Raw genomic sequence first — 23,081 nt, forward strand, 5'->3', positions numbered from 1 at the left:
GCCCTTGAGGGTGAGGTCCTTCAGGGTCAGGTCGCCGCCGGAGGCGACCTCGAAGCGGCCCGCCCAGCGGCCGACCCGCTCAGCGGTCGGCGAGTTCGTCGGCGTCGAGCAGCTCCGGATCCACCCGGCCGGCGCGGTAGGCGGCCCGGCCGATCATCTGCGCCGCCACCGGCGCGGTGGCCAGTTGGAAGATCCCGACCAGGGCCACCATGCCCAGGTCGGCCGGGGCGCGCAGGCGCAGCGCCACGCCGAGCAGCAGGAGCAGCACCCCGAGCACCTGCGGCTTGGTGGCCGCGTGCATCCGGTCCAGCGTCGTCGGGAAGCGCAGCACCCCGACCCCGGCGGCGAGGCTCAGCAGCGCGCCGGTCACCAGGCAACCCGCGCCGACCCAGTCCGCGACCGTGTCGATCATCACGCCTCCTCGTCCTCGCGGACGGCGAAGCGGACCAGCGACACCGAGCCGACGAAGCCGAGCAGGGAGAGCACCACCAGCACCGGCAGCGTCGTGGCGTGCCGGTTGACCGCCGCCTCGGCGCCGACCGCGCCGACCATGGTGGCGAGCAGCATGTCGGCGGCGACCACGCGGTCGATCAGGGACGGCCCCCGGTAGAGCCGGATCAGCGCGAGCAGGGCCGTCACCGAGAAGAGGGTGGTGAGGACGACGGCGAGGAACGCGGTCACGATCGGGGTCCCCTCTCGACGGGATCGGACTCCACCCGGCGCAGCTCCGCCGCGGAGCCGACCGCCCGCACGATCCGCCGCTCGACGGCGAGAATCCGCTCCCGGCTGCCGGCCAGGTCCTGCGGGCCGTGGACGTCGAGCACGTGCACGTAGAGGATCCCGGCGTCCCGGTCCGCCTCGACGATCAGCGTGCCCGGCACCAGCGAGACCACCTCCGCGGTGAGCGCCAGGTTGAGGTCGGTGCGTACGCGCAGGGGGACCGCGATGATCGCCCCGCGCGGCAGGTAGCCCGGCTGTACGGCGATCCGGGCGACGTGCGCGCTGGCACTGATCAGCTCGCCGACGAACCGCACCAGGAAGACCAGCAGCGCCCAGGGCCGCAGCCGGCCGCCGAAGCTGACCGGCGGCAGCGGGAAGAACAGGAGCACCGCCCCCGCCACCAGCAATCCACCGGCCAGGTTGCCCCAGGAGAAGTCGCCCCAGAACAGGTTCCACACCATGACCAGCCAGCCGAGGGCGATCGCCTGGTCGCGCCACCGCGCCACCCGGCCGGGCGGCGGCGCGGCCGGTTCCGGGCTCACGGTGCGCCGCCGGGCAGCACGCTACGGATGTAGGGGGTGCGCGCGCGCAGGTCGGCGGCCGCGTCGGCGGTGACGTCGAAGAGCGGCCCGGCGCCGACCGTCAGCGCCAGCCCGAGCACGACCAGCGCGATCGTCGCGCCGACCATCAGCCCGGGCAGCCGCACCACCGGCTCGGTGGTGGCCAGTCGCGGGGCCCGCCAGAAGGCGATGTTCCAAACCCGGGAGGCCACGTAGAGGGTGAGCAGGCTGGTCGCCGCCCCCGCCGCGACCAGCGCGCCGGGCAGCGGGCCGCCGGCCGCCACCCCGGCCTGGAGCAGGCCGAGCTTGCCGAGGAAACCGGAGAACGGCGGCACGCCCGCGAGGTTCATCGCCGGCACGAAGAAGAGGACCCCGAGCACGGGCGCCACCCGGGCCAACCCGCCGAGCCGACGCAGGTCGGTGCTGCCGGCCCGCTCCTCGACCAGCCCGGCGACCAGGAACAGTGTGGTCTGGATGGTGATGTGGTGCACCACGTAGAAGATCGCGCCGGAGAGCCCGGCCACGGTGCTCAGCGCCACCCCGAAGATCATGTAACCGATGTGGCTGACCAGGGTGAACGAGAAGAGCCGCTTCATGTCGGACTGCGCCACCGCGCCGAGGATCCCCACCACCATGGTCAGCCCCGCCACCACCAGCAGCAGCCCGGCGACCTGCCCGTCGGGGAAGAGCAGCGTCTCGGTCCGGATGATCGCGTAGACGCCGACCTTGGTGAGCAGGCCGGCGAAGACCGCCGTCACCGGGGCCGGCGCGGTCGGGTAGCTGTCCGGCAACCAGGCCGAGAGCGGGAAGACCGCCGCCTTGATCCCGAAGGCGAGCAGCAGGGTCAGCTCCAGGCTCAGCCGTACGCCGTCCGGCAGCGCGTCCAGCCGGTGGGCGAGCTGGGCCATGTTGAGCGTGCCGGTGGCCGCGTACACCAGGCCCGTCGCGGTCAGGAACAGCATCGAGGACAGGATGCTGACCACGACGTACGTCGAGCCGGTGCGGATCCGCGTCTCGGTGCCGCCGAGGGTGATCAGGACGAAGCTCGCGGCGAGCAGGATCTCGAACCCGACGAAGAGGTTGAACAGGTCGCCGGCGAGGAACGCGTTCGTCACGCCGGCGGTCAGCACCAGGTATGTCGGGTGGTAGATGGTCACCGGGACGGTCTCGCCGAAGTCCCCCTGGCCCTGGCCGACGGAGTAGAGCAGCACGCAGAGGGTCACCGCCGAGGAGACCACCAGCATCAGCGCGGCCAACTGGTCGGCGACCAGCACGATGCCCACCGGCGCCGGCCACCCGCCGACCTGCACCACCACCGGCCCGTGCCGGTAGGCCTGCACCAGCAGCAGCGCCGCCACCACCACGGTGGCGGCCAGGCAGGTCACGCTGACGGCCCGTTGCAGGTGGGACCACCGGGCCAGCAGCAGGGTCAGCGCCGCGCCCAGCAGCGGCACCACCACCGGCAGCGGCACGAGCGCGTTCACCGGGCGGCCCGTTCGGCGTACCCGGTCATCCGGGACCGTCCCCGGGCCGGAGCCGGCGGGGCGGTTCGGGGTCGACCTGCTCGGGGTCGGCGTCCGCGCCCTCGCCGCCGAGGTCGGCGGTGGCCGGCTCGTTGCGCTCGGCCGCCCGCCTGACCTGCCGGTCCTCGATGTCGTCGGGCACCTCGTCGTCGCCGGTCAGGTACCAGCTGCGGTAGCTCACCGCCAGCAGGAACGCGCTCAGCCCGAAGGTGATCACGATGGCGGTGAGGATCATGGCCTGCGGCAGCGCGTCGCTGAGCCGGCCGGCGGGCGCGGCCCCGACCACGGGCGCGGCGCCGGCCCGTCCGCCCATCAGGATGAGGGCGTTGGCCCCGTTGCTGACCAGGATGACGCCGAGCAGGATCCGGGTCAGGCTGCGCTCCAGCAGCAGCGCGACCCCGCAGCCGAACAGCACCCCGACGGCCACGACCAGGACCAGGGTGGGCCCCTCCACGCCCGGTCTCACGTCCGCCTCCCGCCCCGGTCGACGCGCAGCCCGCCGCCGGTGGCGCCGGCCGCCTCGATGTGCCGGTCCACCTCGGCGCCGAGACTGCGCAGGATGTCCAGCACCAGCCCGACCACGACGAGATAGACCCCGACGTCGAAGAAGAGGGAGGTGACCAGGTAGAACTTGCCGATCAGCGGCAGCCAGAGGTCGACCCGGGCGCTCTCCAGCACCGACCCGCCCGCGAGCAGCGCGATCGCCCCGGTGCCGACCGAGACGAAGAGGCCGGCGCCGAGCACCGTGCCGGCGCCGACCGGGGCGGCCTCGGCCAGCTCGTCCCGGCCGCCCGCCAGGTAGCGCACGACCAGCGCCAGGCTCGCCACCAGGCCGCCGGCGAAGCCGCCGCCCGGCGCGTTGTGGCCGGAGAAGAGCAGGAACAGGGAGAACGCCACCACGGTGTGGAAGATCAGTCGGGTGACCACCTCCAGCACGATGGAGCGGCGCCGGGCGTGCAGGGTCACGCCGCCGCGCAGCCAGACCGGGCGGTCCGGGCGGTGCGGCCGGGTCGACGGCTCCGGCCGGCGCGGACGCGGGTCGGTCCGGGACCGCTGGAAGATCAGGCTGGCCACGCCGGTCGCGGCCACCACCAGCACCGCCAGCTCCCCCATCGTGTCCCACGCGCGGATGTCGACCAGGGTCACGTTGACCACGTTGCGGCCGTACCCCTGGGTGACCGCCAGGTCCGGGAACGCATCGGAGATGGTGGGCGCCTGGCGGGCCGCCGCCGCGGTCAGCGCCAGCCCGGCCGCCACCACGCCGGCCGCCACGCCGATCGCCCGGCGCACCCAGCGGCGGCGGCGCGGGCGCGCCGAGAAGCGCTCGGGCAGCCGGCGCAACACCAGCACGAACACCGCGATGGTGGCGGTCTCGACGAGGAACTGGGTCAGCGCCAGGTCCGGCGCGCCGTAGAGGACGAAGAGCATCGCGCTGCCGTAGCCGGTCATCCCCACCAGCAGCATCGCCGTCAGCCGCCGGCGGGCGCCCACCGCGAGCACCGCCGCCGCGGCGACCACGGCCACCACCACGACCTGGAGCGGGTTGTCCCACAGGTCGATCCGGTCCCGCCACGGGCGGGTGGCCAGCATCGCCCCGCCGGGCAGCACCGCGAGGGTGAGCAGGATGATCCCGAGGTACTGGGGCAGGGAGCCACGCTGGGTGACGCTCGTGACCTCGATGGCCATCCGGTCGAACCGGCCGATCACCCACTCGTAGCCCTGGTTGCCGCTGACCGGGACGCGCAGCCGGGCCAGCACCGGGGCGAGCGGGCCGCGCAGCGCGAACAGCGCCGCGCCGCCGGCCACGGCGAGGGCGGAGAGGCCCAGCGCGGCGGTGGGGCCGTGCCACAGCGCCAGGTGCCCGCCGACCGTGCCGAAGAGCTCGGCGTACGGGCTGAGCAGGTCGTCGAGGAGCCCGGCGGCCGGGCCGGCGACCAGCCCGAGGAGGGCGAGCAGGGCCGGCGGGGCGAGCATCGGCGCGGCGACCCGGCCCACGCCGGTCGGCTCCACTCCCGGCCGGGTGGCGAACGCGCCCCAGACGAACCGGGCGCTGTAGGCGACGGTGAGCGCCGTGCCGGCCACCAGCACGGCGAGCACCACCGGCCGGTCGGTGAAGGCGGCCAGCACGGCCTCCTTGGCGACGAAACCGACCAGCGGCGGCAGGCCGGCCATCGACGCGGCGGCGAGCACCGCGACGGTCGCCAGCAGCGGCGCCCGCCGGCCCAGGCCGGACAGCTCCCGCAGGTCCCGGGTGCCGGCGCCGTGGTCGACGATGCCGACGACGAGGAACAGCGCCGCCTTGAACAGGGCGTGGGCCAGCAGCATGGCAGCGCCGGCCAGCGCGGCGTCCGGGGTGCCCGCGCCGACGACCACCGCGAGCAGGCCGAGCTGGCTGACCGTGCCGTACGCCAGCAGCAGCTTCAGGTCGGTCTGTCGCAGCGCCGCCCAGCCGCCGGCGAGCATCGTCGCGAGGCCGGCGACCACCACCACCGGCCGCCACGGGCCGACGGTCGCCAGCACCGGGGCGAGCAGCCCGATCAGGTACACGCCGGCCTTCACCATCGCGGCGGCGTGCAGGTAGGCGCTCACCGGCGTGGGCGCCGCCATCGCCACCGGCAGCCAGGAGCTGAACGGCAGCACCGCCGACTTCGACAGCGCCCCGGCCAGGATCAGCAGCACCGCCGTGACCAGGTACGCCCCGCCCGGCAGCGGGCCGGCGGCGATCTCGGACCACCGGTGACTGCCGGCGTGGTGACCGAGCATGATGAACCCGACCAGCATGGCGAGCCCGCCGAGGGTGGTCACCGTCAACGCCTGGGCGGCCGCCCAGCGACTGGCGCGCCGCTCCGTGCTGTGCCCGATCAGCAGGTACGAGAAGATCGTGGTCAGCTCCCAGCAGACGTAGAGCAGCAGCAGGTCGTCGGCGAGGACCAGGCCGAGCATCGCCCCCGCGAAGGCCACCAGGACGGCCGCGAAGCGGGCCAGCCCGACCGACCCGGGGGCGAAGTAGCGGGCGCTGTAGACGAGCACCAGCGCGCCGACGCCGCCGACCAGCAGGGTCATCAGCCAGGACAGGGTGGTCAGCCGCAGCGCCAGGTCGAGCCCCAGCTGCCGGATCCACGGGTACGTCTCGACCACCGTCCCGCCGTCGCGGACGGCCGGCGTGCGGGCCAGCGCCCAGCCGGCGGCGGCGGCCGGCGCCAGCGCCAGCGGATAGCAGGCGCGCGGACCCCACCGCCGGACCAGCAGCGGCGCCACGAGGGCCGCCGCGAGGTGGAGGATCAGCAGTACGAGCACCCGCACTCCCGGTCGAGGTGGCAGCGGCGGGCGCCGGGGACGGGCCGGCGCCTAGCTGCGATCAGACGCCAGATAACGGCCCGCCGGGCCGTTTTGCGGGAATTCGTCCGTTGGCCTGGCGGAGTCGATCTCCCGTAGGTACGGCGGCGTGGCGCGGCGGTGTTGGCGGTGCGGCGCGGCAGCGCGACGCAGGTCTCGGCGCAGCGCGGCGGTGTGGCGCAGAGCGGCGCAGGTCTCGGCGCAGCGCGGCGGTGTGGCGCAGAGCGGCGCAGGTCTCGGCGCAGCGCGGCAGCATGGCGGCGCGGCCTGGCGGCCTGGCGGTGTGGCGGTGTGGCGGTGTGGCGTCAGCCGACGGCGACGTCGGAGGCCGGGACGGCGGGCTCCCGGGCGGGGCGCTCCCGGCGGGACTCCACCAGCAGGTCGGGGCGGCCGAGCTGGAGCACGACCTTGTTGACCACCCGCTGGGCGGCGGCGAGGGACCGCACCGACAGCAGCCGGCCGCGGCTCTCCCGGCGCAGCACGAAGTAGTGCACCGCGGCGCGCACCTGGCCCCGGTCGGCGGCGCTGGACTGGGCGGTGGAGACGACCAGCTCGCGCAGCGCGGCCGCGAGCCGCTCGGCCAGCTCCAGCTCCGGGCCGGCCAGGCCGGCCCGGACGGCGGCGAGGTGACTGTCGACCTTGCGGATGAGCACGTCGGTGCCGGGCTCGAAGCTCCGCTGCTCGACGGTCATCCGATCCCCTCCACCCCGGCCGGCTCCGAGTGAAGTTACTTTATGTTGCGCGCCACAAGCAAGCAGTTAAGTAAGACTTAACGCATTCAACGGTACAACCATCGCGTTTGAACCGGACCGGGACACAAGCAGCGCCCGCCGGCGGCCGGGTGTCACACCGTCGAGGCAGGATGGATGGCGTGACGGATGCGATGGCGGGATTCGGCGCGGCCACCCGCGAGTGGTTCACGGCCGCCTTCGCCGCGCCCACCCCGGCCCAGGCCGGCGCCTGGAACTCGGTCGCCGCCGGCCGCAACGCGCTGGTGGTGGCGCCGACCGGCTCCGGCAAGACCCTCGCGGCCTTCCTCTGGTCGCTCGACCGGCTGGCCCGCGAGCCCGTCCCCGCCGACCGTCGACACCGGTGTCGGGTGCTCTACGTCAGCCCGCTCAAGGCGCTCGCGGTCGACGTCGAGCGCAACCTGCGCGCCCCCCTCGCCGGGATCCGGCAGGCCGCCAGCCGACTCGGCATCGCCCCGCCCGAGATCACCGTGGGGATGCGCACGGGCGACACCCCGGCCGACGAGCGGCGCGCGTTCGCCCGCACCCCGCCCGACATCCTCATCACCACGCCCGAGTCGCTGTTCCTCCTGCTCACCTCGGCCGCCCGCGACTCCCTGCGCGGCGTCGAGACGGTGATCGTCGACGAGGTGCACGCGGTGGCCGGCACCAAGCGCGGGGCCCACCTCGCGCTCTCCCTCGAACGCCTCGACGAGCTGCTGCCCGCGCCGGCACAGCGGATCGGCCTGTCCGCCACGGTCCGGCCGGTCGACGCGTGCGCCCGCTTCCTCGGCGGCGCCCGCCCGGTCGACGTCGTCGCGCCGCCCACCGCCAAGACGATCGAGGTCAGCGTCCAGGTGCCGGTGGAGGACATGACCCGCCTCGACGAGCAGGAGCCGCCGGAGGACGATCTCGGCGGGCTCGGGCCGCGCCGGGCGTCGATCTGGCCGGCGGTGGAGGAGCGAGTCCTCGCCCTGATCCGGGCGCACCGCTCGACCATCGTCTTCACCAACTCGCGCCGCTCCGCCGAGCGGCTCTGCGCCCGGCTCAACGAGCTGGCCGCCGAGGAGCCGACCGGGCCCGGCGGGGGCGACCGGTCCGCGCCCGCCCGAGGCGCCGCCGGGCCGGGTGGCCACGGTCCCGCCACCGTCGCGCCGGGCGGCCCCGGCCCGGCGCGACGGACGCCGGCGGAGACGATGGCCCAGGCGGGCGCGGCAGCCGGCGCGCCACCGGTGATCGCCCGCGCCCACCACGGCAGCGTGTCCCGGGAGGAACGCAAGCACATCGAGGAGGCGCTCAAGTCCGGCCAGCTGCCCGCCGTGGTGGCCACCTCCAGCCTGGAGCTGGGCATCGACATGGGCGCGGTCGACCTGGTGGTGCAGATCGAGGCGCCGCCCAGCGTGGCCGCCGGCCTGCAGCGGGTCGGCCGGGCCGGGCACCAGGTCGGCGCGGTCTCGCGGGGCGTGGTCTTCCCCAAGCACCGGGGCGACCTGCTCTCCTGCACCGTGGTGGCCGAGCGGATGGGCGGCGGCGCCATCGAGGAGCTGCACTACCCGCGCAACCCGCTCGACGTGCTGGCCCAGCAGGTCGTCGCCATGGTCGCGCTGGAGCCGTGGCACGTCGGCGACCTGGCCGTCGTGGTCCGCCGGGCGGCGCCCTTCGCGGAGCTGCCCGACTCGGCGCTGCACGCCGTGCTCGACATGCTCTCCGGCCGCTACCCGTCCACCGCCTTCGCCGAGCTGCGGCCCCGGCTGGTCTGGGACCGCGCCGCCGACGTCCTCACCGGCCGGCCCGGGGCCCAGCGCCTCGCGGTGACCAGCGGCGGCACCATCCCCGACCGGGGCCTCTTCGGCGTCTTCCTGGCCGGCGCCGAACGGGCCGCCCGGGTCGGCGAGCTGGACGAGGAGATGGTCTACGAGTCGCGGGTGGGCGACGTGTTCCTGCTCGGCTCGTCCTCCTGGCGGATCGAGGAGATCACGCCCGACCGGGTGCTGGTCTCCCCCGCCCCGGGGCAGGCGGCGAAGATGCCGTTCTGGAAGGGCGACCAGCTCGGCCGCCCCGTCGAGCTGGGCCGGGCCATCGGCGCGCGGGTGCGGGCCCTGCTGCGGCAGGACGACGAGGCCGCGGTCGCCGCGCTGCGGGCCGGCGGGCTCGACGACTGGGCCGCCGGCAACCTGATGGCCTACCTGCGCGAGCAGCGCGCCGCCACCCGGTCCCTGCCCGACGACCGCACGGTGGTGGTCGAGCGCTTCCGCGACGAGCTGGGCGACTGGCGGCTGGCCGTGCACAGCGTGCTCGGCGCCCGGGTCAACGGGCCCTGGGCGCTGGCGATCGGGCGCCGGCTCGCCGAGCGCTACGGGGTGGACGCCCAGGTGATGCCCTCCGACGACGGCATCGTCGTCCGCCTGCCCGACACCGCCGACGAGCCGCCCGGCGCCGACGTGGTGGTCTTCGATCCGGAGGAGATCGCCCAGCTCGTCGAGGAGTCGGTCGGCACCTCCGCCCTGTTCGCGTCCCGGTTCCGGGAGTGCGCCGCCCGGTCGCTGCTGCTGCCCCGCCGCGACCCGCGCCGCCGCCAGCCCCTGTGGCAGCAGCGCCAGCGGGCCGCCCAGTTGCTCGACGTCGCCCGCGAGTACGCCGACTTCCCGGTCACCCTGGAGGCGGCCCGGGAGTGCCTCCAGGACGTCTTCGACCAGCCGGCCCTGGCCGAGCTGATGCGCGACCTGGCCGCCCGCAGGGTGCGCCTGGTCGAGGTCGAGACGGCCCAGCCCTCGCCGTTCGCCCGGTCGCTGCTGTTCGGCTACGTCGGGGCCTTCCTCTACGAGGGCGACGCCCCGCTGGCCGAGCGCCGGGCCGCCGCGCTCGCCCTGGACTCGGCCCTGCTCGGCGAGCTGCTCGGCCGCGTCGACCTGCGGGAGCTGCTCGACCCGGCGGTGCTGGCCGAGACCGGGCGGCAGCTGCGCTGGCTGACCGAGCAGCGCCGCCCGCGCGACGCGGAGGACGTGGTCGAGCTGCTCCGCGTGGTCGGTGACCTCTCCGAGGCCGAGCTGGCGGAGCGGGGCGCGCCCGTGCAGTGGCTGACCGAGCTGGCGGCCGCCCGCCGGGTGCTGCGGGTGCGCATCGCCGGCGAGGAACGCTGGGTCGGCGTCGAGGACGCGGCCCGGCTGCGCGACGCCCTCGGCGTGGCCCTGCCGGTCGGGGTCGCCGAGGCGTACCTCGCGCCGGTGGCGGACCCCCTCGGCGACCTGGTCGCCCGCTACGCGCGTACGCACGGCCCGTTCGCGGCCGCCAGCTGCGCCGCCCGCTTCGGGCTCGGGGTGGCCGTGGTGGAGCAGGCGCTGCGCCGGCTCGTCGCCTCCGGGCGGGTCGTCTCCGGCGAGTTCGCCCCCGACACGGCCGGCACCCAGTGGTGCGACGCGGAGGTGCTGCGCCTGCTGCGCCGCCGGTCCCTCGCCGCCCTGCGCCGGGAGATCGAGCCGGTGCCGCCCCGCGCGCTGGCCGCGTTCCTGCCCCGCTGGCAGCAGGTCGGCTCGTCGGCGCGCGGGGTGGAGGCGCTGGCCGCCGCCGTCGAGCAGTTGCAGGGGGCGGCGGTGCCGGCGTCGGCCCTGGAGCGCCTCGTGCTGCCCGGCCGGGTCGCCGACTACTCCCCCGCCCAGCTCGACGAGCTGTGCGCCAGCGGCGAGGTGCTGTGGGCCGGCTCCGGGGCGATCTCCGGCGGGGACGGCTGGGTCACCCTCGCGTACGCGGACGTGGCCCCGCTGCTGCTGCCCCCGCCCGACGAGGCGCTCGCCCGCACCCCGTTGCACGACGCGGTGCTCGACGCCCTCGGCGACGGGCAGGCGCTGTTCTTCCGGTCGCTGTCCGACCGGGTGGGCTCGACCGACGACGCCGCGCTGACCGCCGCCCTCTGGGATCTGGTCTGGGCCGGGCACCTGACCAACGACACGCTGGCCCCGCTGCGGGCGGCGCTGGGCGGCGGCGGGGCGCACCGGTCCCGCCCGGCCGCTCCGCGCACCCGCTACCGCCGCCCCGGGCGGGTGGCCCTGCCGACCCGGGGCGGCCCGCCGACCGTCGCCGGCCGCTGGTCCCGCCTGCCCGAGCGCGACACCGACCCGACGCGCCGTGCCGCGGCCCTGGCCGACGTGCTGCTCGAACGGCACGGCGTGGTGACCCGGGGGGCGGTCGTGGCCGAGCAGGTGGCCGGCGGCTTCGCCGCGGTCTATCCGGTGCTCTCCGCGCTGGAGGAGCGCGGCGCCGCCCGCCGGGGCTACTTCGTCGAGGGGCTGGGCGCGGCGCAGTTCGCGGTGCCGGGCGCGGTGGACCGGATCCGGGCGCTGGCGGAGCCGGCCGACGGCGGTCGGGGTCGCGGCGGGCCGACCCTGGTGCTCGCGGCGACCGACCCGGCCAACCCCTACGGCGCGGCGCTGCCCTGGCCGGAACGGGTGGTCGACTCGGGCGACGGCGCCGCCCCGGCGACCGGGCACCGGGCGGGGCGCAAGGCCGGCGCCCTGGTGGTGCTGGTCGCCGGCGACCTGGTGCTCTACGTCGAGCGCGGCGGGCGGACCATCCTCTCCTTCACCGACGACACGGACGCGCTGGCGGCGGCCGGTAAGGCGCTCGCCGACGCGGTCCATTCCGGAGCGTTGGGGGCGATGTCGGTGGAGCGGGCCGACGGCGAGGCGGTGGGCGTCTCGCCGCTGCGCGACGCGCTCACCGCCGCCGGCTTCCGGGCCACCCCGCGCGGCCTGCGCCTGCGCGGCTGACCGGGCACCGCGCCAGCCCACCAGGGTCGGGCCGACCGGCCAAGCCGACCGGTTTGGCCGCCCGGTCGGGCCGACGGGGCACCGCGCGAGCGCGAGGGCCGCGCCGACCGACCGGGTCCGACCGACCGGGCCGACCGGGCCCCACGCGAGCGCGAGGGCCGCGCCGACCGGCCGGGTCCGACCGGCCGGGCCGACCTACCGTCAGCGCAGGCCGGCGAGGACCTTCTCGTATCTGGCCCGGTCCGCCGCCGGGGTCCTGGCCTCCAGGTAGTTGAGCACCACGGCGCCGTGCCGGTAGGACTGGCCGCCCCAGGTCTCGGCGACGTCGCCGGCGCTCGACGGGTCGGGGAAGACGTAGACGGTGACGGCGTCGGTGGCGATCAGCTCGGAGCAGCCCAGGCCCAGCCCGTCGGGCCCGCAGTCGACCGACCGGTCGCGCGGGTTCGGCACCTTCAGCCCGGCGGCCCGGAACGCGTCGACGACCTGCCGGGCGCCCGGCGTCCCGGCCGGCCGGACGGGCAGCTCCACCGGCGGCGGGCTGGCGGGTCGGCGTTCGGTGGCGCCGGTGCCCGGTCCGCCCGGGCCCGTGGTTGGGGCGGCGGGCGTCGTGGCCGTCGCGGGCGCGCCGGGGCCGCCCGACGGTACGCCGGCCGGGGCCGACGGGGCGGCGGGGGTCGAGGCCGGGGCGGCCGGGGTCGCGGCGCGCGGGGACTCCGCCGCGTCGTCGCCGCACGCGGCGGCGAGGGCGGCGGCGATCACGAGAACGGCGACGGCACGCAGGCTCCGGTTGGTCACCCCTGGCAGTCTGCCCAACCCGGTCCCGTCCCGGCCAGTGGCCGGTCGGCCACCGCGCTGTCCCATATCCGCCAGCGCCCGGCGACCCGGATGCCCGGATGCCCGCCCCGAGCAGCGGCGGTACGATGCCGAGCCGGTCGACGAGGGGAGCCGACGATGACCGGGGTGGCCGTCCGCCCGGCCCGGGCCGGGGACCGCGCGGCGGTCGACGCGCTGCACGACCGGGAGTGGGGCGGCCCGTACGTCGTGGTCCACGACACCCGCTACGACCTGCGTACGCTGCCCACGCTGGTGGCGGTCGACGGCGCCGGCGCGGTCGTCGGCGCCCTGGCCCACCACGGCGACGGCGACGGGCTGGAGGTGGTCAGCCTGGCCGCGGCGACGCCCGGCGGGGGCGTCGGCACCGCCCTGCTCGCGGCCGCCGCCGACCTGGCGCGGGCCGAGGGCCGGGCCCGGATGTGGCTCGTCACGACGAACGACAACCTGCGGGCGCTGCGGTTCTACCAGCGGCGCGGGCTGCGGCTGGCGCGGGTGGACCCCGGCGCGGTGGACCGGGCCCGCCGGCTGAAGCCGACCATCCCCGTCGTCGGCGCGGACGGCATCCCGCTGCACGACGAGCTGATCCTCGAACTGCGGCTCACCGCCGGCGGCTAACCTGCCGGGCATGGACCGCGCCCCCTGGATCTCGTTCACCACCGACTACGGTCTCGCCGACGGCTTCGTGGCCGCCTGCCACGGGGTGATCGCCCGGCTGGCGCCGGCCGCCCGGGTCATCGACGTGACGCACCTGGTCCCGCCGGCCGACGTGCGCCGGGGCGCGGCGGTGCTGGCGCAGACCGTGCCCCACCTGCCCGAGGGCGTCCACGTCGCGGTGGTCGACCCCGGTGTCGGCACCGCCCGCCGGGGGGTCGCGCTGGCCGCGCCGCGCGGCCTGCTGGTAGGGCCGGACAACGGGCTGCTCGTCGACGCCGCCGAGGCGCTGGGCGGCGTGACCGCGGCCGTCGAGCTGACCGCCCCGGAGTGGCTCGCGCCCGAGGTGTCCGGCACGTTCCACGGCCGGGACGTCTTCGCGCCGGTGGCCGCGCGGCTCGCGCTCGGCGCGCCGCTGTCCGAGGCCGGCCCGGCGGTGGCCCCGGAGAGCCTCGTCCGGCTGCCGGCGCCGGTGGTCCGGGCGGAGCCGGCCGGCTTCACCGCCGAGGTGCTGACCGTGGACCACTTCGGCAACGTGCAACTGGCCGCGCCGGCCGGCCTGCTGGCGCCGCTGCCGGCCCGGGTGCGGGTGCGGCCGGGCGCCGGGCCGGGCGCCGGCCGCGCGGCCGTGCACGGCCGCACCTTCGGCGACGCCCCGGCGGGCGGGCTGGTGGTGCACGCCGACTCGGCCGGGCTGGTCGCCGTGGCGGTCAACGGCGGCCGGGCGGTCGACCTGCTCGCGGTGGCGCCGGGCGACCTGCTGCGGGTCGCCGCCGGCTGACCGCCGGGCCGCCAGCGGCCCGACCCGGCGGAGTCGGCGGGGATCAGCAGGGCGGCACCGTGCCGCCGTAGACCGCCGAGACGTACGCGTGGCTGACGTACTGCCCGCCGGCGAGGCGGTTCCACCGGCTGGTGGTGCGGTACGGGCCGGCGATTGTCTGCCCGGTCACATGGCACTGGATGGGCACGTTGGCGTACCGGGCGGCGAGCCCGCGCACCGCGTACGCCGTGCTCGCGCCGGCGCGGATGTTGAGCGGGCCGTCGCCGACCACGCCGCGCGGGCCGGACCCGGTCCACAGGTACGCCACGTCGACCCAGGCGTTGGTGCCGAGCTGCAACCCGTCCCAGAAGGTGCCGTCGGCCAGGTCGATGCCGGCCGGGTTCAGCACCACCCGGCCGAACTGGTCCCGCCCGCCGTTGTAGCCGTACTGGTAGGCGGCCTGCGCCTGGGGCCGGCCCTGCGGCAGGTCCTTCCAGTTCTCCCGCACCCCGCTGAGGTTCCAGTAGTCGTCCCGGGTGTTCCACGGGCCCACGTCCCAGACCGGCGCGTACTCGCAGCGGCTGCCGCTGGTGGTGCACACCCGGACGGTGTAGTCGCCGGTGTCGCGCGGGGCCAGGCCGCGCCGGGAGGGCAGCGCGACGAAGTGGTCCCGGGGCACGATGGTGTGCCCGTTGGCGGTCGTGTCGCCGACCAGGCCGATCCGGGTCGCGTACACCCGGTAGGTGAGGCCGGGGGTGGCGGCGGTGAGGGCGGCGGCGGTGTCGGCGGTGAGCCGCACGGCGCGCACCTCGGCGGTGGCGCCGGGCCGGCGCGTGCCGAGCACCACCCGGGCCTGCACCCGGGTCACCGGGCGGTCGAAGACGGCCGCGTCGCCGGTGGCGGCGCGCCACTCGGTCCAGCCGCCCGCCCGCCAGCCCCGCACCTCGGCGTCGGCGGTCGTGCCGGCGGCGACCCGGGCGGCGACCTGGGCGCGGATCCGGTTGGCGGGCCGTGCCAGGGTGCGGGGCGCGGTGAGGAGCATCCCCTCGGCCACCGGGCCGCGGCGCGGGCGGCCGGCGCTCGGGCGGGGGTCGGCCAGGCGGAGCCCGGCACGGGTGTACCGGACGTTGACGTCGTCGGCGTCGACGCGGGAGAGGTCGGTGGCCCACCGCTCGGCGCGGGGCGCGGCTAGCGCGGGGGTCGGGGCGGGCAGCAGGGCGACGGCGAGTACGGCGGTCAGGGCGGCGGCGGGGATCCGACGTTGAGGCATTTTCATGGCTATTCTCCTCAGAACTCCCTGATCCTGCTCTTGTCGGGAGATCAATGGGAACCTCCCTACAAATAGCGACACATGCGAATACCGCTCGGACGAGGGAGGATGGTGGGGTGCCCGAAGGCGACACCGTCTGGAACACCGCCCGCGTCCTGCACCGCGCGCTGGCGGACGCCCGCCTGACCGGCAGCGACCTGCGGGTGCCGCGGCTCGCCACGACCGACCTGACCGGCTGGGCGGTGCGGGAGTCGGCCAGCCGGGGCAAGCACCTGCTGCTCCGCCTCGCCGCCCCCGACGGGGCGCGCTGGACGCTGCACTCGCACCTGCGGATGGAGGGCGCCTGGCGGGCGTACGCGCCGGGGGAACGCTGGACGGCCCGGCCGGCCCACCTCGTCCGGGCGGTGCTGCGCGCCCCGCGCGCGGTGGCCGTCGGCTACCACCTGCACGAGCTGGCGCTGGTGCCGACCGCCGAGGAGGGCTCGCTGGTCGGCCACCTCGGCCCCGACCTGCTCGGCGCGGACTGGGACCCGGCCGAGGCGGTGCGCCGGCTCGCCGCCCACCCGGACGCCACCATCGGCGAGGCGCTGCTCGACCAGCGCAACCTGGCCGGCGTCGGCAACCTCTACAAGTGCGAGGTCCTCTTCCTGCGCGGCGTCTCGCCGTGGACGCCGGTGCGCGCGGTGCCGGACCTCGCCGGCACGGTCGCGCTGGCGCAGCGGCTGCTCGCGGCCAACCGGGGCCGCTGGACGCAGAGCACCACCGGGTCGCTGCACCGGGGGCGGACCAGCTACGTCTACGGGCGGCGCGCCCAGCCCTGCCGTCGCTGCGGCACCGCCATCCGCAAGGAGGAGCTGGGCGAACGGGTCACCTACTGGTGCCCCGTCTGCCAGCCGGAGCCCGCGACCGGCTGACGACGACGCCTGTGGGCGCCCCTCGCCCCGCCGGCCCGGCGTGTCGGGCGGGACACTCCGGCCCGGCGCCGGGAAGTCCGGTCCGCGCCACAGAAACGGACGATTGGGTACTTCCTAACCCCGCGCCGGCGTCGCATGCTGCGGTTGACTCCTCACGCATCGTCAGCGACGCGCGAGGGCCGCCACGCCGCCGTGGCCGTCCGAGCGCCCGGACCGGGGAGAGCCATGGACCTGTTCCGCAGACTCCGGATCCCGTGGGCGGAGCGGGCGCCGGCCCGCACCGCGGACGAGGCCGCCGACGGTGCCCGGCCGGCGGGACCCGTTCCCTCGGCCCGCCGCCCCGAGGCGCCGGGCCCGGCGCCGGCCAGCCTCGACCCGGCCGCCGTGCCGCGCTGCTTCGGCCCGGTGCCGAACTACGCCCGCAGCCCGCTGCCGGTCGTCGAGGCCGACGGCCGGGTCGTGCCCGGCACCGGCATCCGCAAGTTCGTCGACGCGCTGCCCGGCCTCGGCCCGCTCGGGCGCACCGAGCTGGGCGGACACCTGCCCGTGGCGGTGCCGGACACCATCAGCTACCCGGGCTGCGACTACTACGAGATCGTCCTGGAGCAGTACGCGCAGCGGCTGCACCGGGACCTGCCGGCCACCCGGCTGCGCGGCTACCGGCAGCTCAACCTCGGCACGGACGCCAACGGGCACAACACGGTCGTGCCGGCGGGACGCCCCTGGCACCTCGGCCCGGTCGTCCTGGCCCGGCGGGGCCGCCCGGTGCGGATCAAGTTCATCAACCAGCTCCCCACCGGGCGGGCCGGGGAGCTGTTCCTGCCGGTCGACCCGACCGTCGAGGGCGCGGGGACCGGCCGCGTCGACGGGCCCGCGCCCTACCCGCAGAACCGGGCGGTGCTGCGCCTGGCGGGCGCGCACACCGGCTGGATCAGCGCCGGCAACCCCTGGCAGTGGGTGACCCCGGCGGGCGAGATCACGCCGTACCCGAGCGGGGTCGGCCTCACCCACGTGCCCGACATGCCGCCGCCCGGCGCGGGGGCCACCACCCTCTACTACCCCAACGAGCAGAGCGGCCGGCTCTGCTGGTTCCACGACAACACCGTCGGCCTGGCCCGGCTGACCGTCTACTCCGGCCAGCTGGCGCTCTACCTGCTCACCGACCCGGCCGAGGAGGAACTCGTCGCCGACGGCGTGCTCCCCGCCGACCAGTCGCCCCTGGTGATCGAGGACAAGACCTTCGTGCCGGACGACACCCAGCTCGCCGGGGAGGACCCGACCTGGGACCGGGACCGCTGGGGCTCCCGGGGCAGCCTCTGGCACCCGCACGTCTACCAGCCCCGGCAGAACCCCCACCGGGCGGACGGGACGAACCCGACCGGCCGGTGGGACTACGGCCCGTGGTCGCGTACGGCGGCGCAGGCCGGGCTCGGGGAGCAGCGCGGGACGCCCGAGGCCGCCCCGGTGCCGAACCCGCACCACGATCCGGTCGCCGACCCCGACGAGCCGCCGCTGACGCCGGGCGTGCCGCACCCGTCGGCGGTGCCGGACGCGTTCGGCGACACCATGCTCGTCAACGGGATCGCGTACCCGTACCTGGAGGTCGAGCCGAGGACGTACCGGTTCCGGATCCTCAACGCCTGCCTGGACCGCGCCCTCAACCTCCAGCTCTACCGGGCCCGCTCGGACGGGCCGATGTGGGACGCGGAGGGCGACCTGGCCGACGCGGACGCCGGCGAGGTGCCGATGGTGGAGGCGGTCCGCGCGCCGGGGCGCCCGGCGGGCTGGCCCACGGACGGGCGGGAGGGCGGGGTGCCGGACCCCCGCGCCGCCGGGCCGGAGCTGATCCAGATCGGCAACGAGTGCGGCCTGCTCCCCGCGCCGGTGGTGGTGCCCAACCAGCCCGTCGGCTACCGGTACGACCGGCGCGACCCGACCGTGCTCAACGTCGACGCGCACGCGCTGCTGCTCGCCCCGGGCGAGGTCGCCGACGTGCTGGTGGACTTCTCCGCCGTCCCGCCCGGCGGCACGCTGATCCTCTACAACGACTGCCCGGCCCCGCTGCCCGGCTTCGACCCGCGCGCCGACCACCACACGGACGCCCCGGACCGCGGCGCCGAGGGCGGCGCGCCGCCCACCCGCCCCGGGTACGGGCCGAACACCCGCACCCTGCTCCAGTTCCGGGTCGCCGGCACCCCGGCCGCGCCGTACGACCTGGCCCGGCTGCGCGACCGGCTCCCCCGCGCGTACGCGGCCAGCCAGCGCCCGCCGATCGTGCCGCAGGCGGCGTACGACCCGGCGTTCGGCACCCGGACCGCCCGGGAGACCGTGGTGCCGGTGCACGCCGCCACGGTCAGCTTCGTCCCGACCGGCGGCGCGGCTCCCGTGCTGCTGCCGATCGAGGTCAAGGCGGTGCAGCAGGTCTTCGAACCGGAGCACGGGCGGCTGGTGGGCCGGCTGGGCGTGGGCCACCCGCAGGCCGGGCCGCTCTCCCCCGCCACCCTGCCGCTCGGCCCCACCGACCCGGCCACGGAGGTGCTGCACGTCAGCGACCCGGCCGTCGGCGTGGGCGCGTCCGCCGACGGCACCCAGCTCTGGCGGGTCCGCGGCAACAGTCGGCAGACCCAGCCGGTGTGCTTCGCCGGCTGCGACGTGCAACTGGTCAACCGGGTCGGCTGGGACGGCGCCACCCGCCCGCCGCACCCCGCCGAGCGGGGCTGGAAGCAGGTCGTGCGGGTCAACCCCAGGGAGGACGTGATCGTCGCCCTGCGGCCCGTCGCGCCGCCCCTGCCGTTCAAGATCGGCGACAGCGTACGGCTGCTCGACCCGGCCCGGCCGGCCGGCGCCCGCACCGGCTCGACCCCGGTCAGCCCGGTCGACGGGCGACCGGCCGTGGTGGTGAACCAGCTCGTCAACCTGGGTTGGGAATACCACTGGCACAGCCAGCTCGCCGGCCAGCGCGACCAGGGCATGACCCGGCCGTTGGTGCTCCGGGTCTCCCCGCGGGCGCCGACCGGGCTGACCGCGACGCCGGCCCCCGGCTCGGCGACCGCGCTGCCGGCGATCGCGCTGGCCTGGACGGGCAACGGCAGCCGCCCGGCGCCCACCAGTCACCTGCTGCAGCGGGCCACCGACCCCGCCTTCACGCAGGGCCTCACCGCGATCACCGTGGCGGCCACGGCGACCCGCTACACCGACGCCACCGTCACGCCCGGCGTGACCTACCACTACCGGATCCGGGCGGAGAACGCGGTGAGCTGCTCCACCTGGTCCAACAGCGTGCCGGCGTCGGTGCAGCTCGCCGCGCCGGCCGGGCTGACCGCGGCGATCCCGCCGGCCGCGCCGCTGCGGATCGCGCTGCGCTGGACCAACCGCTCCTTCGCCACCGGGATCGACGTGCAGCGGGCCACCAACCCGACCTTCAGCAGCGGGCCCGGCACCACCGCGATCGGGGTCGGCGACAACCACCTCGACTCGGCGGTCGCGCCGGACACCACGTACTACTACCGGGTGCGGACCACCTATCTCGGGGCCGCCTCACCCTGGTCGACGGTCGGCCGGGTCACGACCCCGCCGGCCCCGGGCCTGCCCACCGGGGTGACCGCCACCGCCACCGCGCCCGGGCCGGACACGGCGACGGTGATCCTCGGCTGGTCGGCGAGCACCCCCACCGGCGCGGGCGCCGGATTCATCGTGCAGCGGGCGCTGGACCCGGCGTTCGCGCGGGAGGTGGCCACCTTCACCGTCACCGGCCGCGGGTTCACCAACACCGGCCTGGCCCGCGGCGTCACCTACCACTACCGCATCCGGTCGTTCAACGTCGTCGGCAGCTCGCCGTTCACCGGCCCGGTGCCGGTCACCACGCCGCCCTGATCAGGGGGTACGCAGCGACGTGCCGACCCCGCGCAGCTCGGACAGCGCCCCGGCCACCCCGTGCAGCAGGTCGGTCGCCTCGGTCAGCCGGGAGGCGGCCGGGTGGTCGGCGTCGGGGCGGGCGTCCTCGGCCACGTAGCCGGCGGCGGCCACGACCAGCCGCTCGTACGCGGCGACGCCCTGCTCCAGCTGCCCGGTCAACGCCCGGTGCGCCTCGGCCAGCGGCGGCCGGGCGTCGGCCGGGGCGAGCCGCAGCGCGCGTTCGACGCTGGCCACCTTGCCGGCGAGGTCGCGCAGCGAGCGGTCGGCCTCGGCGGCCTCCAGCAGGGCGGGCTCGGCCAGCCCGGTCAGCCGGCCGGTCATCCCGGCGAGGGTGAGGGCGGCCCGGTCGAGTCGGGCCCACGGCTCGGCGGCGCTGGTGCCGCGCAGCGCCACCCGGGAGCGCACGCGGCGCGCCTCGGCCAGCACGCCGGGGCCGGCGGGGAGGCGCTCCACCGCGGCGACCAGGCGGGCGCGGGAGCGCGCGGCGGCCTCGGCCGGGTCGAGCGCGGGCGGCGCCGGGCGGGCGGCCAGCGCCCGCAGGTCGACCCAGCGCCAGGCCGCGAGCACCAGCGCGCCGCCCGCCCCGGCCGCCCAGGCCGCGTCGGGCAGCCCGAGCCCGGCGTACGGGGTCAGCACGGCGGCGGCGCCGCCGAGGCCACCGGCGGTGACGCTCCACCGGCGGGCGGACCGCCGCAGCCGGCTCAGCCGCCGGAAGTACCGCGTGCGCTCGTCTGCCACTGCTGCCTCCTCGACCTGGCCGCTCAGCCGGCGGCCGTGGTGTCTCCGGTGCCGCGTTCCCGACCCATGCTGGCCCGGATCTCCTCCAGCCGGGCGGCAGCCGCCGGGTCGGCGGCCGGCGCGGCGGGTCGGGCCTGCTCCACGCCCGGCCGCTCCTGCTTGGCGCCGAGCTGCTCGCCGGCCATGCTCGACCGGATCTGCTCCAGCCGGGCGGAGCCGGCCGAGTCGAGGGTCGCCTTCTGGATCTCCAGCATCCGCCCCTCGACGGAGTTGCCGGCCAGCTCGGCGCGGCCCATCGCGGTGGCGTAGCGCTGCTCGATGCGGTCGCGCACCTCGTCGAGGGAGGGGGTGTTGGCGGGCGCGGTCAGCGCGGACATCGACTCCAGCGAGCGGGCCACGCTCTCCTGCATCTTGGCCTGCTCGAGCTGGCTGAGCAGCTTGGTGCGCTCGGCCAGCTTCTGCTGGAGGATCATGGAGTTGTTCTCGACGGCCCGGCGGGCCTGCGCGGCGGCGCCCAGCGCCTGGTCGTGCAGGGTCTTCAGGTCCTCGGTGGCCTGCTCGGCGGAGACCAGCTGGGTGGCGAGGGTCTGCGCGGACTGCTCGTAGCGGGTGGCCTCGGCCTCGTCGCCCCTGGCGCGGGCCTGGTCGGCGAGGACGAGGGCCTGGCGCGCGTTGGCCTGGAGGCGCTCGACCTCCGACATCTGGCGGGACAGCTTCATCTCCAGCTGCCGCTGGTTGCCGATGACGGCGGCGGCCTGCTGGACGAGCGCCTGGTGCTGGCGCTGGGCCTCCTCGATGGCCTGCTGGATCTGCACCTTGGGATCGGCGTGCTCGTCGATCTTGGCGCCGAAGAGCGCCATCAGGTACTTCCAACCCTTGACGAACGGGTTCGCCATCTCCGCGGTATCCCCTCAGTAGCGTCGCTCCGCCTCGACCGGGCCGGGCGGAACCGGCAGGCTCCGGCGCGGCGGTAACTCCATCGTCCCAGCCGGAGGACGCCGGGGCATCCGTACCGGCCGGCGGAGCGAGCGCCGACGCCGTCCGCGATCAACCCTACGCGGCGGCCGCCACCGCGACCACGGACGCGGGCGGGAGGGGGCGGGTGTCAGGCGGCGCAGACCACGTCGCGGTCGCTCTTGCGCACCCGCGAGGTGCGCAGGGTGGCCTTGAGGGGCGAATCCTGGCGGACCTGGACGGCGACCTTGCCGTCGGAGCTGACCTGGTGGACGCCCCGGCCGGTGGCCGTGCGCACCGCCACGGGCGTGGCGTCGACCGGCTCGTCCTGCACGGGCACGAGCACGCCCGGCATCTGCTCGGCGAGCGCGACCGTGTCGCTGACCTCGCGCAGCAGCTCGGACAGGCGCGCGCCGAGCGCGTCGCAGATCGCCGCCAGCAGCTCGCTGGACGGCTCCTTCTGGCCGCGCTCGATCTCGGAGAGATAGCCGAGGCTGACGTTGGCGGCGGAGGAGACCTCGCGCAGGGTGCGGTGCTGCCCCTGCCGGCGCGCCCGCAGTGCGTCACCGATAACCCGGCGTAGCAGGACCATTCGCACCTCCCCTGAGGGACACCACTGTTCCGCACGGCCGGTCGACCCGTCGTGCCGGCCCAACCGTCGGAGCCTTCCCGCAACCGTACCCGTTGCCGGCCCCGCCGACATCCCACCCCGCCTCCCGGATTGCGGAGTCTGCTCGGCTCGGGTATCCGGTCGGACGCCGCGCGGGGCGTGGGTCGGCCCGGCTGCGGAGCCCGTCGGGTCAGCGCCGTCCGGCGCCCGCGATGTCGGCCCGGCCGCCGTCGGCCGCGGCCTTGCCGGTGTCCGGCGCCGCCTCGCCGGTGTCGGGGGCGGCCTCGCCGGCGCCGTGGATGCGCTCGGCGAGCAGCCGCAGCGCCTCGACGACCGCCGCCGAGCGGATGTGGTCACGGCCGCCGTCGAGGTCGAGCTCGCGGACGTCGGTGCCGTCGGGCCCGGCCACCGCCACGTAGACCAGCCCGACCGGCTTGCCGTCCTGCGGCTCCGGGCCGGCCACCCCCGTGGTGGCCAGGCCCCAGTCGGCCCCGCAGCGCCGCCGCCCGCCCTCCGCGAGGGCCACCGCCACGTCCGGGTCGACCGGCCCCCGGTCGGCCAGCAGGTCCTCCGGTACGCCGGCGAGCCGCGACTTCAGCTCGGTGGCGTAGACCACCAGCCCGCCCCGGAAGATCCCGCTCACCCCGGCGATCTCCACGATCGAGGCGGCCAGCAGCCCGCCGGTCAGGGACTCGACCGTGGCCAGGGTCTCGTGCCGCTCGGCCAGGCTGTGCACCACGCCGGCCGCCGGGCTTCCCGCCGGCCGCGCGCCGTCCGCGTCGCTCTCCATGCCCCAGATCCTTCC

18 protein-coding genes are annotated in these 23,081 nt (G+C 76.7%); 5 read left to right on the forward strand and 13 right to left on the reverse strand.

The genetic code is table 11. From position 1 onward, the window contains the following. Positions 1-79: 79 nt before the first annotated feature. The 7 genes from mnhG to ACWENR_RS13375 form a co-directional block, all read right to left on the reverse strand. Entirely contained in the window at positions 80-412 is a 333-nt protein-coding gene (gene mnhG / locus ACWENR_RS13345; RefSeq protein WP_452277253.1) for a monovalent cation/H(+) antiporter subunit G, read from the reverse strand. Further along, entirely contained in the window at positions 412-681 is a 270-nt protein-coding gene (locus ACWENR_RS13350; RefSeq protein ID WP_452277254.1) for a monovalent cation/H+ antiporter complex subunit F, read from the reverse strand. Before ACWENR_RS13350 ends, mnhG begins: the two co-directional genes overlap by 1 nt. Next, entirely contained in the window at positions 678-1,262 is a 585-nt protein-coding gene (locus ACWENR_RS13355; RefSeq protein ID WP_452277255.1) for a Na+/H+ antiporter subunit E, read from the reverse strand. The genes ACWENR_RS13350 and ACWENR_RS13355 overlap by 4 nt, the downstream gene beginning before the upstream one ends. Beyond that, positions 1,259-2,764 carry a Na+/H+ antiporter subunit D gene (locus ACWENR_RS13360; RefSeq protein WP_452277256.1) on the reverse strand — a complete coding sequence of 502 codons (1,506 nt, stop codon included), beginning with the start codon at positions 2,762-2,764 and terminating at the stop codon, positions 1,259-1,261. Before ACWENR_RS13360 ends, ACWENR_RS13355 begins: the two co-directional genes overlap by 4 nt. Positions 2,765-2,789: 25 nt before the next feature. Continuing rightward, the gene (locus ACWENR_RS13365) at positions 2,790-3,269 is read right to left on the reverse strand and encodes a Na(+)/H(+) antiporter subunit C (protein WP_452277257.1); all 480 of its coding nucleotides are present in this window, start codon (positions 3,267-3,269) and stop codon (positions 2,790-2,792) included. After that, entirely contained in the window at positions 3,266-6,100 is a 2,835-nt protein-coding gene (locus tag ACWENR_RS13370) for a Na+/H+ antiporter subunit A (RefSeq protein WP_452277258.1), read from the reverse strand. Before ACWENR_RS13370 ends, ACWENR_RS13365 begins: the two co-directional genes overlap by 4 nt. Before the next feature lie 344 nt (positions 6,101-6,444). Continuing rightward, on the reverse strand, positions 6,445-6,831 hold the full coding sequence (locus tag ACWENR_RS13375; protein WP_452277259.1) for a hypothetical protein: 387 nt from the start codon (positions 6,829-6,831) through the stop codon (positions 6,445-6,447). A 170-nt stretch (positions 6,832-7,001) separates the two neighbouring features. On the opposite strand from ACWENR_RS13375, the gene ACWENR_RS13380 reads away from it, so the two are divergent. After that, positions 7,002-11,630 (forward strand): ATP-dependent helicase, encoded by a 4,629-nt coding sequence (locus tag ACWENR_RS13380; protein WP_452277260.1) that lies wholly within the window; start codon positions 7,002-7,004, stop codon positions 11,628-11,630. 201 nt (positions 11,631-11,831) lie between these two features. Here ACWENR_RS13380 and ACWENR_RS13385 read toward each other — a convergent pair whose 3' ends face one another. Then, positions 11,832-12,425 (reverse strand): hypothetical protein, encoded by a 594-nt coding sequence (locus ACWENR_RS13385; RefSeq protein ID WP_452277261.1) that lies wholly within the window; start codon positions 12,423-12,425, stop codon positions 11,832-11,834. Between the two features lie 156 nt (positions 12,426-12,581). Between ACWENR_RS13385 and ACWENR_RS13390 the strand changes: the two genes are divergently transcribed. Both ACWENR_RS13390 and ACWENR_RS13395 read left to right on the forward strand, forming a co-directional pair. Continuing rightward, entirely contained in the window at positions 12,582-13,079 is a 498-nt protein-coding gene (locus ACWENR_RS13390) for a GNAT family N-acetyltransferase (protein WP_452277262.1), read from the forward strand. Between the two features lie 10 nt (positions 13,080-13,089). Next, positions 13,090-13,896: an SAM hydrolase/SAM-dependent halogenase family protein gene (locus ACWENR_RS13395; RefSeq protein WP_452277263.1), complete on the forward strand. Its 807-nt coding sequence runs from the start codon at positions 13,090-13,092 to the stop codon at positions 13,894-13,896. 43 nt (positions 13,897-13,939) lie between these two features. Here ACWENR_RS13395 and ACWENR_RS13400 read toward each other — a convergent pair whose 3' ends face one another. Continuing rightward, on the reverse strand, positions 13,940-15,151 hold the full coding sequence (locus ACWENR_RS13400) for a hypothetical protein (protein ID WP_452277264.1): 1,212 nt from the start codon (positions 15,149-15,151) through the stop codon (positions 13,940-13,942). 110 nt (positions 15,152-15,261) lie between these two features. Between ACWENR_RS13400 and ACWENR_RS13405 the strand changes: the two genes are divergently transcribed. Both ACWENR_RS13405 and ACWENR_RS13410 read left to right on the forward strand, forming a co-directional pair. Next, entirely contained in the window at positions 15,262-16,059 is a 798-nt protein-coding gene (locus ACWENR_RS13405; protein WP_452277265.1) for a DNA-formamidopyrimidine glycosylase family protein, read from the forward strand. Positions 16,060-16,284: 225 nt separating this feature from the next. Continuing rightward, positions 16,285-19,932, forward strand: a complete 3,648-nt coding sequence (locus ACWENR_RS13410) for a hypothetical protein (protein ID WP_452277266.1) — start codon at positions 16,285-16,287, stop codon at positions 19,930-19,932. Here the strand turns inward: ACWENR_RS13410 and pspM are convergent, their stop codons facing one another. The 4 genes from pspM to ACWENR_RS13430 all read right to left on the reverse strand — a co-directional run bounded on the left by pspM (position 19,933) and on the right by ACWENR_RS13430 (position 23,066). Then, positions 19,933-20,712 carry a phage shock envelope stress response protein PspM gene (gene pspM / locus ACWENR_RS13415; protein WP_452277267.1) on the reverse strand — a complete coding sequence of 260 codons (780 nt, stop codon included), beginning with the start codon at positions 20,710-20,712 and terminating at the stop codon, positions 19,933-19,935. It abuts the gene before it with no gap. Between the two features lie 23 nt (positions 20,713-20,735). Continuing rightward, the gene (locus tag ACWENR_RS13420; RefSeq protein ID WP_452277268.1) at positions 20,736-21,608 is read right to left on the reverse strand and encodes a PspA/IM30 family protein; all 873 of its coding nucleotides are present in this window, start codon (positions 21,606-21,608) and stop codon (positions 20,736-20,738) included. A 209-nt stretch (positions 21,609-21,817) separates the two neighbouring features. Then, positions 21,818-22,258, reverse strand: coding sequence for a helix-turn-helix domain-containing protein (locus ACWENR_RS13425; RefSeq protein ID WP_452277269.1), 441 nt, complete (start codon positions 22,256-22,258; stop codon positions 21,818-21,820). A gap of 208 nt (positions 22,259-22,466) precedes the next feature. Continuing rightward, positions 22,467-23,066 (reverse strand): CinA family protein, encoded by a 600-nt coding sequence (locus tag ACWENR_RS13430; protein WP_452277270.1) that lies wholly within the window; start codon positions 23,064-23,066, stop codon positions 22,467-22,469. Positions 23,067-23,081 lie beyond the last annotated feature (15 nt).

Source organism: Micromonospora sp. NPDC004336 (assembly GCF_053602615.1).

Coding starts and splice junctions, on each gene's coding strand:
- ACWENR_RS13420 (WP_452277268.1), bottom strand. CDS start 21,608: ATGGCGAACCCGTTCGTCAAGGGTTGGAAGTACCTGATGGCGCTCTTC.
- ACWENR_RS13390 (WP_452277262.1), top strand. CDS start 12,582: ATGACCGGGGTGGCCGTCCGCCCGGCCCGGGCCGGGGACCGCGCGGCG.
- ACWENR_RS13410 (WP_452277266.1), top strand. CDS start 16,285: ATGGACCTGTTCCGCAGACTCCGGATCCCGTGGGCGGAGCGGGCGCCG.
- ACWENR_RS13380 (WP_452277260.1), top strand. CDS start 7,002: ATGGATGGCGTGACGGATGCGATGGCGGGATTCGGCGCGGCCACCCGC.
- ACWENR_RS13400 (WP_452277264.1), bottom strand. CDS start 15,151: ATGAAAATGCCTCAACGTCGGATCCCCGCCGCCGCCCTGACCGCCGTA.
- ACWENR_RS13430 (WP_452277270.1), bottom strand. CDS start 23,066: ATGGAGAGCGACGCGGACGGCGCGCGGCCGGCGGGAAGCCCGGCGGCC.
- ACWENR_RS13375 (WP_452277259.1), bottom strand. CDS start 6,831: ATGACCGTCGAGCAGCGGAGCTTCGAGCCCGGCACCGACGTGCTCATC.
- ACWENR_RS13425 (WP_452277269.1), bottom strand. CDS start 22,258: ATGGTCCTGCTACGCCGGGTTATCGGTGACGCACTGCGGGCGCGCCGG.
- mnhG (WP_452277253.1), bottom strand. CDS start 412: ATGATCGACACGGTCGCGGACTGGGTCGGCGCGGGTTGCCTGGTGACC.
- ACWENR_RS13395 (WP_452277263.1), top strand. CDS start 13,090: ATGGACCGCGCCCCCTGGATCTCGTTCACCACCGACTACGGTCTCGCC.